Source organism: Ruegeria marisflavi (assembly GCF_025673445.1).
In the GTDB taxonomy this organism is placed as follows: Bacteria; Pseudomonadota; Alphaproteobacteria; order Rhodobacterales; family Rhodobacteraceae; genus Ruegeria_B; species Ruegeria_B marisflavi.
In genome coordinates, this window is record NZ_JAOVQN010000001.1 from 361,469 (window position 1) to 376,791 (window position 15,323).

The following is a 15,323-nucleotide window of genomic DNA, read 5'->3' on the forward strand; positions in this document are numbered from 1 at the left end:
TTGTCTTTCGGTTAGGCTGGCATAAACTGACCCCTATGAAACAAGGTCAATTGTTCGACGAAATGTGGGGGCAGGACGGCGCGCTGCGCGAGGCCTATTCCGATTTCAATACCTGGTTCGCGGGCCAAGAGCCCTCTCGATTGCGCAAGAAACAGGCAGAAGCAGAACGGCTGTTCCGGCTGACTGGCATCACCTTCAACGTCTATGGGCGGGCCGAGGCGACAGAAAGGCTGATCCCCTTCGACATCATTCCGCGCATCATCTCGGGGCGGGAATGGTCGCGCCTCTGCCGTGGCATCGAACAGCGGGTTCGGGCGATCAACGCCTTTCTGCACGATATCTATCATCGCCAGGAAATCATCCGCGCCGGTCGGTTGCCTGTTGAAATGATTGCGAAGAACGCGGCGTTTCTGCCGCAGATGATCGGCGTTTCGCCGCCGGGTGGTGTCTATACGCATATCGTCGGTATCGATCTTGTGCGCACCGGCCCTGACGAATTCTTCGTGCTTGAGGACAATGCGCGCACCCCATCGGGCGTGAGCTACATGCTGGAGAACAGGGAGACCATGTTGCACATGTTCCCCGAGTTGTTCTCGCAAAACCGGGTTCAGTCGGTTCAGAACTATCCAAGGCAATTGCGCCGTTCGTTGGCGGCTTGCGCCCCGGCGATGTCCGGGGACAGGCCCACCGTGGCGGTGTTGACACCGGGCATCTACAATTCGGCCTATTACGAACACAGCTTCCTGGCCGACAAGATGGGGGTCGAACTGGTCGAAGGCCATGACCTGCGGGTGGTCGATGGGCGCGTCGCAATGCGCACGACCCGAGGATACCAGCCAATTGATGTGCTTTACCGCAGGGTCGACGACGATTTTCTGGATCCGCTGAATTTCCGTCCCGATTCGGCGCTGGGCGTTCCCGGTATCCTGGATGTCTATCGCTCCGGCGGGATCACCATTGCCAACGCCCCCGGCACCGGTATCGCCGACGACAAGGCGATCTATTCCTACATGCCCGAAATCGTCGAGTTTTATACCGGCGAAAAGGCTCTCTTGAAGAACGTGCCGACGTGGCGCTGCAATGACCCTGAAAGCCTCGCCTATGTGCTCGACAACCTGGCCGAGCTGGTGGTGAAAGAGGTCCATGGTTCGGGTGGCTACGGCATGTTGATCGGCCCGACGTCTTCGAAACGCGAACTGGAGGAGTTCCGCAGGAAACTCAAAGCCAAGCCCAGCAACTATATCGCCCAGCCGACGCTGTCCTTGTCGACCGTGCCGATCTTTACCAAAGCAGGGCTTGCGCCCCGGCATGTCGATTTGCGCCCTTTTGTCCTGGTCTCGCCGCAAGGTGTCGATATCACCCCCGGCGGCCTGACACGTGTGGCGTTGAAAAAGGGCAGCCTTGTGGTGAACTCCTCGCAAGGGGGCGGCACCAAGGACACCTGGGTGCTGGAGGACTAGGACATGCTGGGAAAAACCGCAGGCGGCCTCTTCTGGATGTTCCGCTACCTCGAACGCTCGGAAAACACGGCACGCCTGATCGAGGCGGGTCAGCGTATCGCGCTCACCCGCTCCAATTCTGCCGATGACGAATGGGCCAGCGTGCTGCAATCGGCAGGCGCCTATGGCGGATTTGTCGATATCCACGGCACCGAGATCAGCCGCGATGGCGCCATCGACTGGATGTTGCGCGACCCGGACAACCCGTCTTCGGTCCTGAATATGGCCGAGGCCGCACGTAACAACGGCAAGACGGTCCGCACGGCGCTGACGCGCGAAGTTTGGGAAAGTATCAACGAGAACTGGATGACGCTGCGCGATGCGCTGGCGCGCAAGGTCCCTGAACGTGATCTGCCCGATGTGCTTGCCCTGATCCGGCAGCGCTCGGCTTTTGTGCGCGGCGCCATGCATGGCACCATGCTACGCAACGACATCTATGATTTCGCCCGGATCGGCACGTTCATGGAGCGGGCCGACAACACCGCTCGGATTCTGGACGTGAAGTATTACGTGCTGCTGCCCTCGGTGGTCGCGGTTGGAACGTCGATCGACAATGTTCAGTGGCAGACCATCCTGCGCTCGGTCTCGGCCGAAGGCGGGTTCCACATGACATTCGGCCAGGATGCCCGGCCACGGGAGATTGCGCAGTTCCTGATGCTTGACAAGCGGATGCCGCGCAGCCTGGCCTTCTGTGTCGGCAAGATCCGGGACAACCTGGGATATCTGGCCGATGACTATGGCGCGCGTCTATCCTGCCATGATCTGTGTGACCAGTTGGCCGAACACACCATGTCGCATACCATTGACGAAATCATCGAGATGGGACTGCACGAGTTCATCAGCGATTTTCTGAAATCCCTTGCCTCGCTCGGCAGCCAGATCGAAACCGATTACAGGTTCTACAACTGACCCATGCGCCTCAGCATCAGCCATACCACTCGCTACGCCTATGACCAGCCGGTCCCATATGCCTTGCAGCAATTGCGGGTCACGCCAAAGTCCGGGCACGGACAGACCGTCCACAATTGGACGGTGACCGTAGAGGGCGGGCAAAAGGAAGCAAGTTTCGAAGACCAGCACCACAACATTGTCGACCTGATCAGCTTTGCCCCGGGCACCACCCAGATCGCCGTGCATTGCAGCGGAGTGGTCGAAGTCGAGGAGAACCACGGCGTCATCGGTCAGCATGGCGGCTATATGCCGATGTGGATGTTCCTGCGCGAGACTGATGTCACCAAAGCCGGACCCATGGTCCGCAAGCTGGTCTCCGGTGTGTACGGCGAGCCGGGCAGTCTGGGCTGGATGCACGCGCTTTCGGCCGCCATTCACGGGGCGGTGGCCTATGAAACCGGAAGATCCGAGGTCGGCTGGACAACCGAAGATGTGCTCAGCGCCGGGCATGGTGTCTGCCAGGACCACGCGCATGTGTTCATCGCCTGCTGCCGTCATATGGGCATACCCGCCCGCTATGTGTCGGGCTACCTGATGATGAACGACCGCATCGAGCAGGAAGCGACCCACGCCTGGGCCGAGGCCAACGTGGACGGGCTGGGCTGGGTCGGCTTTGACGTGTCGAACGGCATTTCCCCCGACACCCGCTATGTGCGTGCTGCAACAGGGCTGGACTATGCCGAGGCGGCTCCGGTATCAGGGACGCGGTTCGGCACCGCGGGCGAGACCCTTACGGTGCAGGTTCAGGTCCAGCAGCAGTAAAGGCATGCGATGACATATTGCGTAGGGATGCGGCTCGGTCACGGGCTGGTCTTCATGTCGGATACCCGCACCAACGCGGGAGTCGACAACATCTCGACCTTTCGCAAGATGTTCACGTTCGAGGAACCTGGCGAGCGTTTCATCACCATCCTGACTGCAGGCAATCTCGCCACAACGCAGGCGGTGATTTCCATCCTCGAGGAACGCACCAAGGCCCCCGCCGATCGCAGTCCTTCGATCATGGAGGCGCCCTCCATGTTCCAGGTGGCGCGGCTGGTTGGCCAAACCCTTCGCGAGGTGATCGCGGCCAACGCCGAGACCGGTCAGCGGGCCGATGCGGCCTTTAACGCGACGATGATCGTCGGCGGCCAGATCGCGGGCAATCCGCCGCGCCTTTTCCTGGTCTATCCCGAAGGCAATTTCATCGAGGCCGGCGACGATACCCCCTATTTCCAGATCGGGGAAACCAAGTACGGCCGCCCGATTCTGGTCCGGGCCTATGAGCCGGATATGAGTTTCGAAGCTGCGGTAAAACTGCTGCTGGTCAGTTTCGATTCCACGATCAAGGCAAACCTGTCCGTTGGTTTACCGCTCGACCTGCAACTCTACGAGACCGACAGTTGCAAACAGGGGCTGACGCGCCGGATCGACGCCGAAGACCCCTATTTCCAGACCATCTCGACCGGCTGGGGTTCGGCCCTGAAACTCGCCTTCGACAGTCTGCCTGACATCACGCTCTGATCTGCCGCCCACAGGAGTAGACGGCAGCGACAGGCCTTATCCCTTCCGGCGCGGCGGGGCGTCGCCGCCGCGACCTGCCGGTTTGCCCGTGGGGCGTGCGCCAGGCTTGGCTGGTTTGCCGGAACCGGGCTTGGCAAACCGTGCGGGTTTTGTGCCTTCCGAACTGTTGCTCCGGAAGGGTTTGCCGCCCTCGGGTTTCGCGAAACGCGCCGGTTTTCCACCTTCGGATTTGCCACCGCGAAACGGCTTGTCGCCTCCCGGTTTACCGGGGCGGGACTGTTTGCTGCCATCCGGCTTGGCGAACCGGGCCGGTTTGTCCCCATCCGGCTTTGCCGCGTGGAAAGGTTTGCCGCCACCGGGCTTGCCTGCACGGAATGAACGGCTGCTGTCCGCTGCGGCGGACGAAGCCGGGCGCGCGCTCTTGAACGGTTTCTTGGCAGCGGGCTTCGCCTCGACCAGTGCCGCGCGCTCGGCAGGTTTGTCCGATACCGGTTTGGGGCGCGGCTTGGCCGTCTCCTGTGCAACTACGTCTTTCTTCGGTTCCGGTGCCGCAACGGGCGCTTCGCGAGCGGTATCGCGCGGCGGGCGCGATTCCTTTCGGGGTGGCCGGGGTGTCCGCTCTGTATCGCGGTCAAAACGCTTCTTGGGCGCACGCGCACGCGGTTCGTCGGCCGGCGCGCCGTCCATCGCCCTTGCGGTAATCTCGCCTTCGAGCACACCATTTGGACCAATATGGGCAAGGAAACCCTGAAGCGCGGCCTCAGCCAGTTCCACATGGGTCTCGTCCGCCTGCATCCGGATCTTGCCGATCTGGCTCTTCTCCAGGTTACCTGCGCGGCAGAGCAGCGGCAACAGCCAGCGCGGTTCTGCCCGCTGATTCCGCCCGACCGACAGAGCGACCCAGGCCGACGGCCCAAAGCTCGCCGCAGGATCGGTGCGAACAGGCGCGCGGTTCAGTTCTTCGGGCGCGGTCAACCCGGCGCGGTGCAACCGCAAACAGGCGATCGCGATCTGTTCGGCGCTGAACCTCTGCATCAGATCGGCGGCGAAACGGGTTTCATCCTCGGCCACTTCGGCGGTCCACATCGGATCGTCCAGCAGCCGGGCCTCGTCTTTGGCCAGAATATCGTCGGGCGTCGGCGCAAAGGTCCATTCCGCCTCGATCTTGGCCCATTTCAGCAGCCGCTGCGCCTTTTTGGCGATCTTGTCCGACACGATCAGCGCCGAGATGCCCTTGCGCCCGGCCCGGCCGGTCCGGCCCGAACGGTGCAGCAGCCCTTCGGTGTTGATGGGCAAATCGGCATGGATGACCAGATCCAGGTTCGGCAGGTCGATACCACGCGCGGCGACATCGGTCGCCACGCAGACCCGCGCCCGCCCGTCGCGCATGGCTTGCAGCGCATGGCTGCGCTCGTCCTGGCTCAACTCGCCAGACAGGCTGACCACTGCAAACCCACGGTTGGCAAACCGCGCGGTCAGACGGGCGACGGCGGCGCGGGTATTGGCAAACACGATGGCCGTGGGCGCATCGTGGAACCGCAGCAGGTTGATGATGGCATGTTCGGCGTCATGCGCCGCCACCTGTACCGCCTGATAGGCGATATCGGCGTGCTGGCTCTTGGCCGAAATCGTCGAAACGCGCACGGCCTCGCGCTGATAGGTCTTGGCCAGCTCCGCGATGGCGGGCGATACGGTGGCCGAGAACATCAGCGTGCGGCGCCCAACGGGCGCCTCGCCTAGCATGAACTCCAGATCCTCGCGAAAGCCGAGGTCGAGCATCTCGTCGGCCTCGTCCAGCACCACGGCGCGAATGTCGCTCAGGTCCAGCGCGCCGCGCTCGATATGGTCACGCAGGCGGCCCGGCGTGCCGACTACGATATGCGCGCCGCGTTCCAGCGCCCGCCGTTCGGTCCGGGCATCCATGCCGCCGATACAGGTGGCCACGCTGGCGCCCGTGCGGGCATAGAGCCAGATTAGCTCGCGGCTCACCTGCATGGCCAGTTCGCGGGTCGGCGCCACGATCAGCGCCAGCGGCGCGGCAGGCGGGTCCAGGCGAAGGGCTTCACCCAGCAGTGTCGGCGCGATTGCCAGGCCAAAGGCCACGGTCTTGCCCGAACCGGTCTGCGCGGAAACAAGCAGGTCCGCTTCGGTCAGTTCAGGCGCAGTGACGGCCTGTTGCACGTCGGTCAGCGTGTCAAAGCCGCGTTCGGCCAGGGCATCGAAAAGTGGGGAAGTCATCAGGGGAATGTCCAGCAGGGCGCGGGACTCACCCGTCGCAAAGACTGCGCATATAGGGGAGGCGGGCCTGTTTGTCCATGCCTTGTTCTCGGGAAGGATTGCGCAACGCCAGTGGCTTCTGTTTGCTGGGGACCGGGAGGAAGCTCAACATGAAACTGACAGGAAAACGCGCCGTTGTGACCGGCGGCAGCCGGGGTATCGGGCGCGGTATCGTCGAGGCCTTGTTGGCGGAGGGCGCCGAGGTCTGCACCTGCGGACGGGGGGGCAGGCCCGAGGACCTGTCTGCTCATGTACTCTGGTATCAACTCGACGTGTCAGATCCGGCAGCGGTGGAGGTGTTGGCCCGGTCTGTGGAAAGCATTGATATTCTTGTCAACAACGCCGGTGTGCAGGTCGAAAAGACGGTCTCCGACAGCACGGACGCAGACTGGGACCACGTGATCGGCACCAATTGCCGGGGCGTGTTCAACATGTGCCGCGCATTCATCCCCCGGATGCCGTCGGGCGGCAGCATCGTCAACATCGGCTCGATCTCGGGCCAGTTTGCCGATCCGTCGATGGCGCTCTACAACGCGTCCAAGGCTTTCGTGCACGGGCTTACCCGTTCCATCGCCGTCGATCACGGCCCGGATATCCGCTGCAACGCGATCTGCCCCGGCTGGATCGAGACCGGCATGCTCGACGCCGCGTTCGAGGCATCCTCGGATCAGTCGGCGGCACGCCGCGATGCGCTGGCGCGGCACGCGGCGCGTCGGTTTGGCCGACCTGAGGATATCGCCGCCATGGCCGTCTGGCTTGCCTCGGAGGAGGCATCCTTTGTTACCGGGCAACTCTTCACGGTCGATGGCGGGTTGACGGCGGCGTCACCGATCAACCCGGCGCTTTACTGAACCTCGCGCCAGACGTGATCGGCGCAGGCCAGATCCTGCGCCGCGATCCCGAGCGAGCGGTAGAGCGTGATGGCATCCGGGCCACTGCGCCCCGACACGGTTCCGGCCAGAACCTCGCCAATCTCTCCGCGCACATGATCCCTGGTCATTGCACCCGTCTCCAGCGCCAAGATGATCTCGCGCGCCTGGGCAAAGGCCGAGGGACGATAATCGGTGAAAACTTCCGATTTCAGCAGCAGCGCCTCGTCGATCTCCTGCATCGACGGGATCGAGGCGCCGACCGCGTTCACATGGGTGCCCGGCCCGAGCCAGTCGCCGTGCAGAACAACCGAAGCCGAGGAAGTCAGCGTGCAGACGATGTCAGCCCCACGGACCGCCTGCTCTGCATCTGGTGCGGGGGTGAAGGCGATGTCGGGATAGTGCACCGACATCCGGTTTGCGAAAGCGGCGGCGCGGTCGGGCATGCGCCCGGCGATCCTGATTTCGGAGATCTGGCGCACCAGTGTCAGCGCCGCGATATGGCTTTCGGCCTGTTCGCCCGTGCCGATCAGCGCCAGCACCCGCGCGTCAGACCGGGCCAGCGCCCGTGTCGCCACTGCCGTGGCGGCGGCGGTGCGGATCGCGGTGATCGCATCTGCATCCATCGACACGCTGGGCCGCCCGGTTTCCGGGTCGAACAGAAGCACCGCGCCGATATGCGAGCTGAGTCCCTTTGAAGGGTTTCCGGGAAACAGGCTCAGGACCTTGACACCATATGTCACCGGGTCGGTCAGCGCGCCGGGCATGACGCCCAGACGGTTGGTCCCGTCGATATCCATCACCGTGCGCAGCGGCAGGTTGGCCTTGCCCTGCGAGACCCGGATCATCGTCTGTGCCACGACTTCGATCGCATCGCGCATCGACAGGTGCTGGCGGATTTCTTCGGCGGAAATGATCTTCATATCAGGCTCTCCTCTCCGGCAGGCCAGATCGTTTGGCCAGCCGGCAGGCCCAGCACCCCGCGCAGCAATGCGGTATAGGCGTCAGGACGGGTGACATAGGGAAAGTGGCTGGCCGCCCGGAACCTGTAGGCGCGAACAGGGTCCAGCGCGGCGCGCAGGCTCTCGCGCATCGGTGGCGAGATCAGATGGTCGTCGTCGCTTTGAACAGTAAAGATGCGGTCGCGCGGCAGGCTTTGCGCGGGCAGGTCCGGTGCGGTTTTCAGCACCTGCAAGCGCGCGCGCAATTCGTCTTCGGGAATGCGCCCGCGCACCTCTTGCAGCAAGAGCGACGCCAGATCGCGATAGGGATGATCGGGCGTTTGCCAGCCGGTCAATCCGGCCTCGAACCCCGCGCGCAGCTCGTCGATTGGCGTGTAGGCAAGGTCCAGCGCATAGGGTGGCACCTGGTCGACCCCGCGAACCGAGGCCAGCGTGTTGGCCGCCACCAGCCCGCCGCACAGCGCCGGTTCGGTGGCGGTCAGATACTGCGCCAGATAACCGCCCAGCGACGAGCCGAGCACGGTCGCGCCCTGCATTCCGGCATCCGCGATCAGTTGCGTGAGATCGGTCGCCCAATCCGCGATGCCACCCGAGGCCGGATAGCTCACCGCGAGGATGCGCGCCTCGCTCGACAGTGCGGCGATCTGTTGCCAGAAGATATCGGCCCGGCCCAGCGTGCCGGGGATCAGCACCAGTGCGGGGCCGCTGTGCCCCATCCGGATCACCCCCCAGTCGCGGCCATTGACAAGATGGTGGGTTTCCGGGTGCAGGGCCGTAAACTTGCCGCGTTCGGCTATCAGGTCTCGCTCTCCCAAACCTCAGCTCTTTGTCGCCATCTGCGCCAGGGTCAGGCAAGTGCGTGTGGCGGTTGCCATATCCTGTACCGAAATCCATTCCAGCGGCCCGTGGATACACTGCATGCCGGTAAAGACATTCGGTGTCGGCACTCCCATCTCGGTCAGACGGGATCCATCGGTGCCACCGCGGATCGGGACCGAGATCGGCTCTATCCCTTCGGCCTTGGCCGCCGCGCGGGCCAGCTCGACGGGCGTCATGTCCTCTTCCAGCCAATAGCGCATGTTACGGTATTGCGGATAGATCTCGCATTTGATCGCCGCGCGCGGCTCTCCCGCCTGCACGGCGGCGCAGACCTGGCGCAGCAATTCGCCCTTGGCGGCCAGCCCGTCCCGCTCGAAATCGCGCAGGATGAACTTGATCACCATCTCGGACGAGCCGCCCTCCATGTCGGTGGCATGGATGAACCCGTCGCGGTCGGCGGTGGTTTCGGGCGTCATGGTCGCCTGTGGCAAGGTCTGCACGATCTTCGAGGCAAGGTGGATGGCGTTGACCATCTTCTCCTTGGCCCAGCCGGGATGGATCGACACGCCGGTCACCGTCACCACCGCGCGGTCGGCCGAAAAGCTTTCATATTCGATCTCGCCCACTTGCCCCCCATCCAGCGTATAGGCGAAATCGGCGCGCAGGTCCTTGGGCAGACACTCGCTCACCCCGCGCCCGATTTCCTCGTCGGGGGTAAAGGCCATGCGGATTGGGCCACGCGCGATCTCGGGGCTGTTCAGCAGATGCCGCGCCATGGTCATCACGATGGCCACCCCCGCCTTGTCATCGGCACCGAGCAGTGTGGTACCCGAGGCGGTGATCAGGTCATGACCAATCTTTTCCGCCAGATAGGGGTGCTCGGCGGGCGACAGCACCAGCGCGGGATCGTCGGGAAAGGTGATGTCGCCACCGTTATAGCCGCTGATCACGCGCGGCTTCACGCCGCTGGCGTTGAATTGCGGCGCGGTGTCCACATGGGCAAGGAACCCAACGGTCGGCCCCGGCGCGGTGCCGGGGATGGTGGCCAGCACGACGCCATAGTCGGTCAGTTCCACATCCTGGGCGCCCATTTCGGTCAACTCGTCGCGCAGCAGGTGCAGCATGTCGAACTGGCAAGCGGTGCTGGGAGAGGTGGGCACGCTCTCGTCGCTCTGGCTGTCGATGGCGGCATAGCGCACGAGACGGTCCTGAAGTTCCTGGTCGAATGGGTTTTGCATGTCACCTCCTGCGGTTGCCGCGATCAAAGGCGCAGCTCCTGGACAAGTCAAGCGGGCCGCTGGGGCGCCGCAGGGTGTCGGAAAAAGACGGGGTCGGTCGGCCAGTACGCTTTACCTCTGCGCCCTGTCCCGCTAGCCATGGCGGGGAACCAGTGGGAAAGGACCGTGTCATGATCGAAACCGTCTCGGAAAACGCCTGTCTCGGCGGTGTACAGGGTGTCTATCGCCATACCTCCTCAGCCACCGGCTGTGACATGACCTTTGGCCTGTTCCTGCCGGCTGAGGCCAAGGACGGCCCGGTGCCGGTGCTGTGGTATCTGTCGGGTCTGACCTGCACCCATGAAAACGCCATGGTCAAGGCGGGTGCGCAGGGATGGGCCGCCGAACAGGGAATCGCGCTGGTCTTTCCCGACACCTCGCCGCGCGGCGAGGGCGTGGCCGATCACGAGGATTACGATCTGGGACAGGGCGCGGGCTTCTATGTGAACGCCACTCAGGAGCCCTGGGCCCCGCATTTCCGCATGTGGGATTACGTGGCCGAGGAACTGCCCGCGTTGGTGGCCGAACATTTCGCCATCGACCCCGAGCGGCAGGCGATCACCGGCCATTCCATGGGCGGGCACGGGGCGCTGACACTGGCAATGAACCTGCCGGGCCGCTATCGCTCGGTTTCGGCCTTCGCGCCGATCTCGAACCCGACCGCCGCCGACTGGGGCCGCAAGCAGCTGACCGCTTATCTTGGGGATGACGAGTCGACCTGGGCCAAGCATGACGCGACATTGATGATGAAACAGGTGGGCTTTGACGGTCCGATCCTGATCGACACCGGCACCAGTGACCAGTTCATCGACCTGCTTCGCCCCGAGGCGCTGGCCGCCGCCATCGCCGAGCGCCGCCAGCAGGCCACCCTGCGGCTGCAACCGGGGTATGACCATTCCTATTTCTTTGTCTCCAGTTTCATGGAAGACCACGTCTCGTTCCATGCCGAAGCACTCTATCGCGATTGAGCAGCGGAATGAGCACGTTCGACTATGACCTGATCATCATCGGGTCCGGCCCCTCGGGCCGGGCCGCCGCGATCCAGGCAGGCAAGCTGAAACGCCGGGTGCTGGTGATCGACCGCAAGGACCGGCTGGGCGGTGTCTCGGTCCATACCGGCACCATTCCGTCCAAGACGCTGCGCGAAACGGTGCTGAACCTGTCGGGCTGGCGCGAGCGGAGCTTTTATGGCCTGTCCTACCGGGTCAAGGACCGGATCAGCGCTGAGGACCTCAAGGCGCGGCTGCACATGACGCTCGACTACGAGGTCGACGTGCTGGAACACCAGTTCAACCGCAACCATGTGGATACGCTGAACGGGCTGGCGCGCTTTGTCGGCCCGCACGAGATCGAAGTCGCGACCGAGGCCGGGGATACCACTCGCCTGACCGCATCGAAGTTCCTGATTGCCACCGGTACCAAGACCTATCGCCCTGATTATGTTCCATTTAATGGGCGTACCGTCGTCGATGGCGACGAGTTTCTGGAGATGGCCGAGATCCCCCGTTCGCTGGCCGTGATCGGCGCCGGGGTGATCGGGGTAGAGTATGCCACCATGTTCTCGGCGCTGGATGTGCGGGTGACGCTGATCGAACCGCGCGAGACGTTTCTGGACTTTATCGACCGCACCCTGATTCAGGATTTCACCCATCAGATCAGGGAAAATGGCGTCGATCTTCGGCTGGGCTCGGCGGTAGAAAAGATCGAGGATGCAGGCGATCATGTCGAGATCAGCCTAGCCAACGGGCGCCATGTGCGGGCCGAAATGCTGCTGTTTGCCGCCGGGCGGATGGGCGCGACCTCGGCGCTGAACCTCGACGCGGTGGGGCTGAAGACCGACCACCGCAACCGGATCACGGTGGAGCGAAAGACCTATCAGACCGCCGTGCCGCATATCTATGCCACCGGCGATGTGATTGGGCATCCGTCGCTGGCCTCGACCTCTTTGCAGCAGGGAAGGGTGGCGGCCTGCCATGCGCTGGAGACCCCGACGCTGCCGGAAAGCCCTTGGTATCCTTACGGAATTTACTCGGTTCCCGAGATGTCGACCTGCGGCATGTCCGAGGAGGAATTGCAGGAGCGCGGCATTCCCTACGAGGTGGGCGTGGCGCGGTTCCGCGAGACCTCGCGCGGGCATATCATGGGGCTGGAACATGGTATGCTTAAGATGCTCTTGTCCTTGAAAACAAGGCGGGTTCTGGGGGTGCAGATCGTCGGCGAAGGGGCCACCGAACTGATCCATATCGGGCAGGCGGTGATGAACCTGAAGGGCACGGTGAACTACTTCGTACAGAACACGTTCAACTATCCCACGCTGGCCGAAGCCTACAAGATCGCGGGGCTGGATGCGTTCAACCGCATGCCGATCCCCAAGGAGTTCAAGGTGCGCCGCAAGGAGGGCACGCAACCGGAAAACCCGGAGAATTGACCGTTTTGTACCTGTCCCGGAGGGGCAATTGACCGTTTTGTACGTAGGTATCGACGCCTGCCGGGGGAGTAGGGAACCCTTCGGATGACCGGCCCGGCTGCCGGTTTGCTCTCAGAGGGCGCCATCGGTCGAGAAGCGCTGCGCAAACCAGCGTGAGACCGACCGAAGAAGATGACAGATTGCGATTTCAACGGCCTCTTTTGGGGCCGCGGCAAACTGGTCTTTTCGCGCGTTTGCCTCGGCCTCCAGGCGCGCGCGCCTTTCCGCAAGATATCGTTCTTTCCGGATTTCGTGGCGCCCAAGAGCAACTCTGCCGTGGCCGTATTCAGAAGTGATGTCCTGATTGGTTCTGAAGTGATGGCGTTCAAACATTTGTCCGTTCTCCTGATCCATATGCGTTTCTGCTGTAAGTTCAGGGTACGGATTTTCGAATTTGGGAGAACGCGTGTATCTTTGAATGAACCATTCCAGAATCCGGTTCAATCGACTCATGGACAAGTTTCAGTGTATGCGCGCATTTCGTGAAGTTGCCCAGCAAGGCGGTTTCGCCGCCGCCGCCAGGGTGCTCAACTCTTCTCCGCCGTCTGTAACCCGTCTGATTTCAGAACTGGAAGAGGACCTTGGAATACGGCTTTTTACCAGATCAACACGCAACGTCAGCCTGACCGAAGAAGGTGAATTGCTGTTGCGTCGCGGTGTAGCGCTGGTTGACGAGCTGGATGCCGTAACCGACGAAATTCGTGACAGCCAACACACTCCGCGCGGGCATCTGCGCGTCAGCAGCGTGGTTGCATTTGGACAGGAGCGGGTCGCACCCGCGATCCCGGCATTCATGGAAATGTACCCGAACGTCCGGGTCGAGTTGGAGATTTCCAACCGAAAGGTCGATCTCGTGCAGGAACATTATGATCTGGCAATTCGTATTGGCGGCTCTGACGGGCTGGAAGTCTCATCGCTGAAAGCCCGAAAGATTTTTTCGCAGAAACTGGTTTTTGTCGCCACGCCTGAATACATAGCGCGGCACGGGGAGCCGGAGACACTGGACGCGTTAGAGCAGCATCTGGTGGTCAAGCAGGTCAGCGGAAACTGGGGGCGCGAAAATGATTTCTGGTATCACGGCGAAAAACTCTCGTTCAGCTTGCCGGAAAGGTTCGTGGTCAACTCTCCGAATGCCGCGCGGAACGTTGTTCTGACTGGCGGTGCCATTGGTCTGATCAACGATTATCTGGTCGCGGGGATGATATCAGACGGCCGACTGGTTCGCATATTGCCTGAATTCCAGACGCTCGATCAGCCGGTTTACGCGGTGTTCGTGCACAGGAACTACATGCCGGCCAAGGTGCGGGTGTTCATCGATCACCTTGTCAATGTGCTTGGCGCACCGGTCCAGTAAGTGGACTCAGCATCGAGGTCCGAGCGCGGGGTCCTGGACCGGGTACTTGTCTTTGCGGGGTTTCCTGCCTTCTAACCAGCAGCAAGAGCCTGTAGAGAGCCCGACATGACAACGCTTTACATCGACGCCGACGCCTGTCCGGTGAAATCCGAGGCCGAGCGGGTCGCCACCCGGCACCAGCTGCGCATGGTCTTGGTGTCGAACGGGGGCTTGCGCCCCTCGGCCAATCCGCTGGTCGAGACGGTGGTGGTGCCCGAGGGGCCGGACGTGGCCGACATGTGGATCGCCGAGCGCGCCGGGCGGGGCGATGTGGTGGTCACCGCCGATATCCCGCTGGCGGCGAAATGCGTGGCGGCGGGGGCGCGGGTGCTACGGCACAGCGGCGAGGCATTCACCCCGGCCAATATAGGCCAGCAACTGGCGATGCGCGACCTGATGGCCGATCTGCGCGCGGCCAACCCGCTGGGTATGGCGGGCGGCGGCAAGCCGTTTTCCAAGGCCGACCGCTCGCGGTTTCTGGATGCGCTGGAGCGTGAGATTCGGGCGGCCCTGCGGGACGGGCAGAACTAGCCGCGCAGGTTTGCGCGGATCTCTACCTGATGTTTGTCGACGTCGGGATCTTGGCGCTTGAGCTTTGCCTCGGCCACGGCCTTGCGCGCGAGCAGCTCGGATTTATGTACCTGAATGTGCAGGGCGGCGGTTTCGCCAAGCGAGCGGCTGATCGACTGCGCCGATTGCCCGGCTGAAAGGGCCGACTGACCAAGGTTGCGGGCCGAGCGCCCGACAGTGCTTCCATAGGGGCGTATCCGGTGGAAGAGGAAGAGGATCAGGTAGACGATCAGAACCGCAACCGCGCCCAACACCCAGATTTGAGCGCCCACGATGGCGCCCGATGTCGCGTGTTTGATGCCGGCCTCAAGATGCAGGGCGGCGCTGCTGGCCGTCGCTGCCTCGACCTGGGCTTCGGTGAGAGACCTTGGCGGAACCGGTTCCCGAGTCCGGTTCAGGTTGCCGTGACGGTCGAACCCGAACTTATCCCGGGTTCGGGAACTGTACGGGGATATTTCGACCATGCCGAGTGATGCATCAAAGAACATGCCGCAGTACTCGCCCGGCTCGACGATGCACAGATGTGCGGGGACTGTTCCGTATTGGTGGTCCGAGTATGTTTTGGGCGTGGCTGTAAGCAGCCCGATAGCGCCACCCCCCGCGACGAGTGCGAGGAGTGCGGCGCAGGACAGGACCGCGACTGAAATCAATTTCCTCAAGGGGCGAAATCCCGTTCCAAGTCTACAATTAACGCATCTACCTTGTTGCGAAAGCGTGACCGCAATATGGCTGGCGC

The 15,323-nt window shown here is 62.8% G+C and carries 15 protein-coding genes; 9 read left to right on the forward strand and 6 right to left on the reverse strand.

The features are described 5' to 3' along the window. Nucleotides 1-35: 35 nt before the first annotated feature. Genes OEZ49_RS01730 through OEZ49_RS01745 form a run of 4 tightly spaced genes read left to right on the forward strand, consistent with a single transcriptional unit; the run spans nt 36 to nt 3,953 of the window. Nucleotides 36-1,460, forward strand: coding sequence for a circularly permuted type 2 ATP-grasp protein (locus tag OEZ49_RS01730; RefSeq protein ID WP_164130919.1), 1,425 nt, complete (start codon nt 36-38; stop codon nt 1,458-1,460). A gap of 3 nt (nt 1,461-1,463) precedes the next feature. Next, on the forward strand, nt 1,464-2,408 hold the full coding sequence (locus OEZ49_RS01735; protein WP_164130920.1) for an alpha-E domain-containing protein: 945 nt from the start codon (nt 1,464-1,466) through the stop codon (nt 2,406-2,408). Between the two features lie 3 nt (nt 2,409-2,411). Beyond that, a complete protein-coding gene (locus tag OEZ49_RS01740) occupies nt 2,412-3,212 on the forward strand; it encodes a transglutaminase family protein (protein WP_263386710.1) in 801 nt (266 codons plus the stop codon). Between the two features lie 9 nt (nt 3,213-3,221). Further along, entirely contained in the window at nt 3,222-3,953 is a 732-nt protein-coding gene (locus OEZ49_RS01745; RefSeq protein WP_164130922.1) for a proteasome-type protease, read from the forward strand. Between the two features lie 36 nt (nt 3,954-3,989). On the opposite strand, the gene OEZ49_RS01750 is transcribed toward OEZ49_RS01745, so the two are convergent. Beyond that, complete coding sequence (locus OEZ49_RS01750) at nt 3,990-6,191, reverse strand: DEAD/DEAH box helicase (protein WP_263386711.1); 2,202 nt, start codon at nt 6,189-6,191, stop codon at nt 3,990-3,992. A gap of 149 nt (nt 6,192-6,340) precedes the next feature. Between OEZ49_RS01750 and OEZ49_RS01755 the strand changes: the two genes are divergently transcribed. Beyond that, the gene (locus OEZ49_RS01755; protein WP_263386712.1) at nt 6,341-7,081 is read left to right on the forward strand and encodes an SDR family NAD(P)-dependent oxidoreductase; all 741 of its coding nucleotides are present in this window, start codon (nt 6,341-6,343) and stop codon (nt 7,079-7,081) included. On the opposite strand, the gene OEZ49_RS01760 is transcribed toward OEZ49_RS01755, so the two are convergent. From OEZ49_RS01760 to pepT, 3 genes are read right to left on the reverse strand one after another with little or no spacing between them, the layout of a single operon-like run. Next, complete coding sequence (locus OEZ49_RS01760; protein WP_263386713.1) at nt 7,075-8,022, reverse strand: ornithine cyclodeaminase family protein; 948 nt, start codon at nt 8,020-8,022, stop codon at nt 7,075-7,077. The two genes, OEZ49_RS01755 and OEZ49_RS01760, sit on opposite strands and share 7 nt — an antisense overlap. Next, nucleotides 8,019-8,876: an alpha/beta fold hydrolase gene (locus OEZ49_RS01765; protein ID WP_263386714.1), complete on the reverse strand. Its 858-nt coding sequence runs from the start codon at nt 8,874-8,876 to the stop codon at nt 8,019-8,021. The genes OEZ49_RS01760 and OEZ49_RS01765 overlap by 4 nt, the downstream gene beginning before the upstream one ends. Before the next feature lie 3 nt (nt 8,877-8,879). Beyond that, nucleotides 8,880-10,118, reverse strand: a complete 1,239-nt coding sequence (pepT, locus tag OEZ49_RS01770) for a peptidase T (RefSeq protein WP_263386715.1) — start codon at nt 10,116-10,118, stop codon at nt 8,880-8,882. Between the two features lie 173 nt (nt 10,119-10,291). On the opposite strand from pepT, the gene fghA reads away from it, so the two are divergent. Further along, nucleotides 10,292-11,125: an S-formylglutathione hydrolase gene (fghA, locus tag OEZ49_RS01775; RefSeq protein ID WP_263386743.1), complete on the forward strand. Its 834-nt coding sequence runs from the start codon at nt 10,292-10,294 to the stop codon at nt 11,123-11,125. A gap of 8 nt (nt 11,126-11,133) precedes the next feature. Further along, nucleotides 11,134-12,585: a Si-specific NAD(P)(+) transhydrogenase gene (gene sthA, locus OEZ49_RS01780; protein ID WP_263386716.1), complete on the forward strand. Its 1,452-nt coding sequence runs from the start codon at nt 11,134-11,136 to the stop codon at nt 12,583-12,585. A 111-nt stretch (nt 12,586-12,696) separates the two neighbouring features. Here sthA and OEZ49_RS01785 read toward each other — a convergent pair whose 3' ends face one another. Next, entirely contained in the window at nt 12,697-13,077 is a 381-nt protein-coding gene (locus OEZ49_RS01785) for a hypothetical protein (RefSeq protein ID WP_263386717.1), read from the reverse strand. On the opposite strand from OEZ49_RS01785, the gene OEZ49_RS01790 reads away from it, so the two are divergent. Next, nucleotides 13,076-13,978: a LysR family transcriptional regulator gene (locus OEZ49_RS01790; protein WP_263386718.1), complete on the forward strand. Its 903-nt coding sequence runs from the start codon at nt 13,076-13,078 to the stop codon at nt 13,976-13,978. The genes OEZ49_RS01785 and OEZ49_RS01790 overlap by 2 nt on opposite strands. Before the next feature lie 105 nt (nt 13,979-14,083). Further along, on the forward strand, nt 14,084-14,548 hold the full coding sequence (locus OEZ49_RS01795; RefSeq protein WP_263386719.1) for a YaiI/YqxD family protein: 465 nt from the start codon (nt 14,084-14,086) through the stop codon (nt 14,546-14,548). On the opposite strand, the gene OEZ49_RS01800 is transcribed toward OEZ49_RS01795, so the two are convergent. After that, entirely contained in the window at nt 14,545-15,246 is a 702-nt protein-coding gene (locus OEZ49_RS01800; protein WP_263386720.1) for a hypothetical protein, read from the reverse strand. The two genes, OEZ49_RS01795 and OEZ49_RS01800, sit on opposite strands and share 4 nt — an antisense overlap. Nucleotides 15,247-15,323: the final 77 nt, after the last annotated feature.

Bases quoted from the DNA above. Each gene is read 5' to 3' on its own strand.
- OEZ49_RS01785 (WP_263386717.1), bottom strand. From the start codon at position 13,077: ATGAGTCGATTGAACCGGATTCTGGAATGGTTCATTCAAAGATACACG.
- OEZ49_RS01795 (WP_263386719.1), top strand. From the start codon at position 14,084: ATGACAACGCTTTACATCGACGCCGACGCCTGTCCGGTGAAATCCGAG.
- OEZ49_RS01740 (WP_263386710.1), top strand. From the start codon at position 2,412: ATGCGCCTCAGCATCAGCCATACCACTCGCTACGCCTATGACCAGCCG.
- pepT (WP_263386715.1), bottom strand. From the start codon at position 10,118: ATGCAAAACCCATTCGACCAGGAACTTCAGGACCGTCTCGTGCGCTAT.
- sthA (WP_263386716.1), top strand. From the start codon at position 11,134: ATGAGCACGTTCGACTATGACCTGATCATCATCGGGTCCGGCCCCTCG.
- OEZ49_RS01730 (WP_164130919.1), top strand. From the start codon at position 36: ATGAAACAAGGTCAATTGTTCGACGAAATGTGGGGGCAGGACGGCGCG.
- OEZ49_RS01735 (WP_164130920.1), top strand. From the start codon at position 1,464: ATGCTGGGAAAAACCGCAGGCGGCCTCTTCTGGATGTTCCGCTACCTC.
- OEZ49_RS01745 (WP_164130922.1), top strand. From the start codon at position 3,222: ATGACATATTGCGTAGGGATGCGGCTCGGTCACGGGCTGGTCTTCATG.
- OEZ49_RS01755 (WP_263386712.1), top strand. From the start codon at position 6,341: ATGAAACTGACAGGAAAACGCGCCGTTGTGACCGGCGGCAGCCGGGGT.
- OEZ49_RS01790 (WP_263386718.1), top strand. From the start codon at position 13,076: ATGGACAAGTTTCAGTGTATGCGCGCATTTCGTGAAGTTGCCCAGCAA.
- OEZ49_RS01750 (WP_263386711.1), bottom strand. From the start codon at position 6,191: ATGACTTCCCCACTTTTCGATGCCCTGGCCGAACGCGGCTTTGACACG.
- OEZ49_RS01760 (WP_263386713.1), bottom strand. From the start codon at position 8,022: ATGAAGATCATTTCCGCCGAAGAAATCCGCCAGCACCTGTCGATGCGC.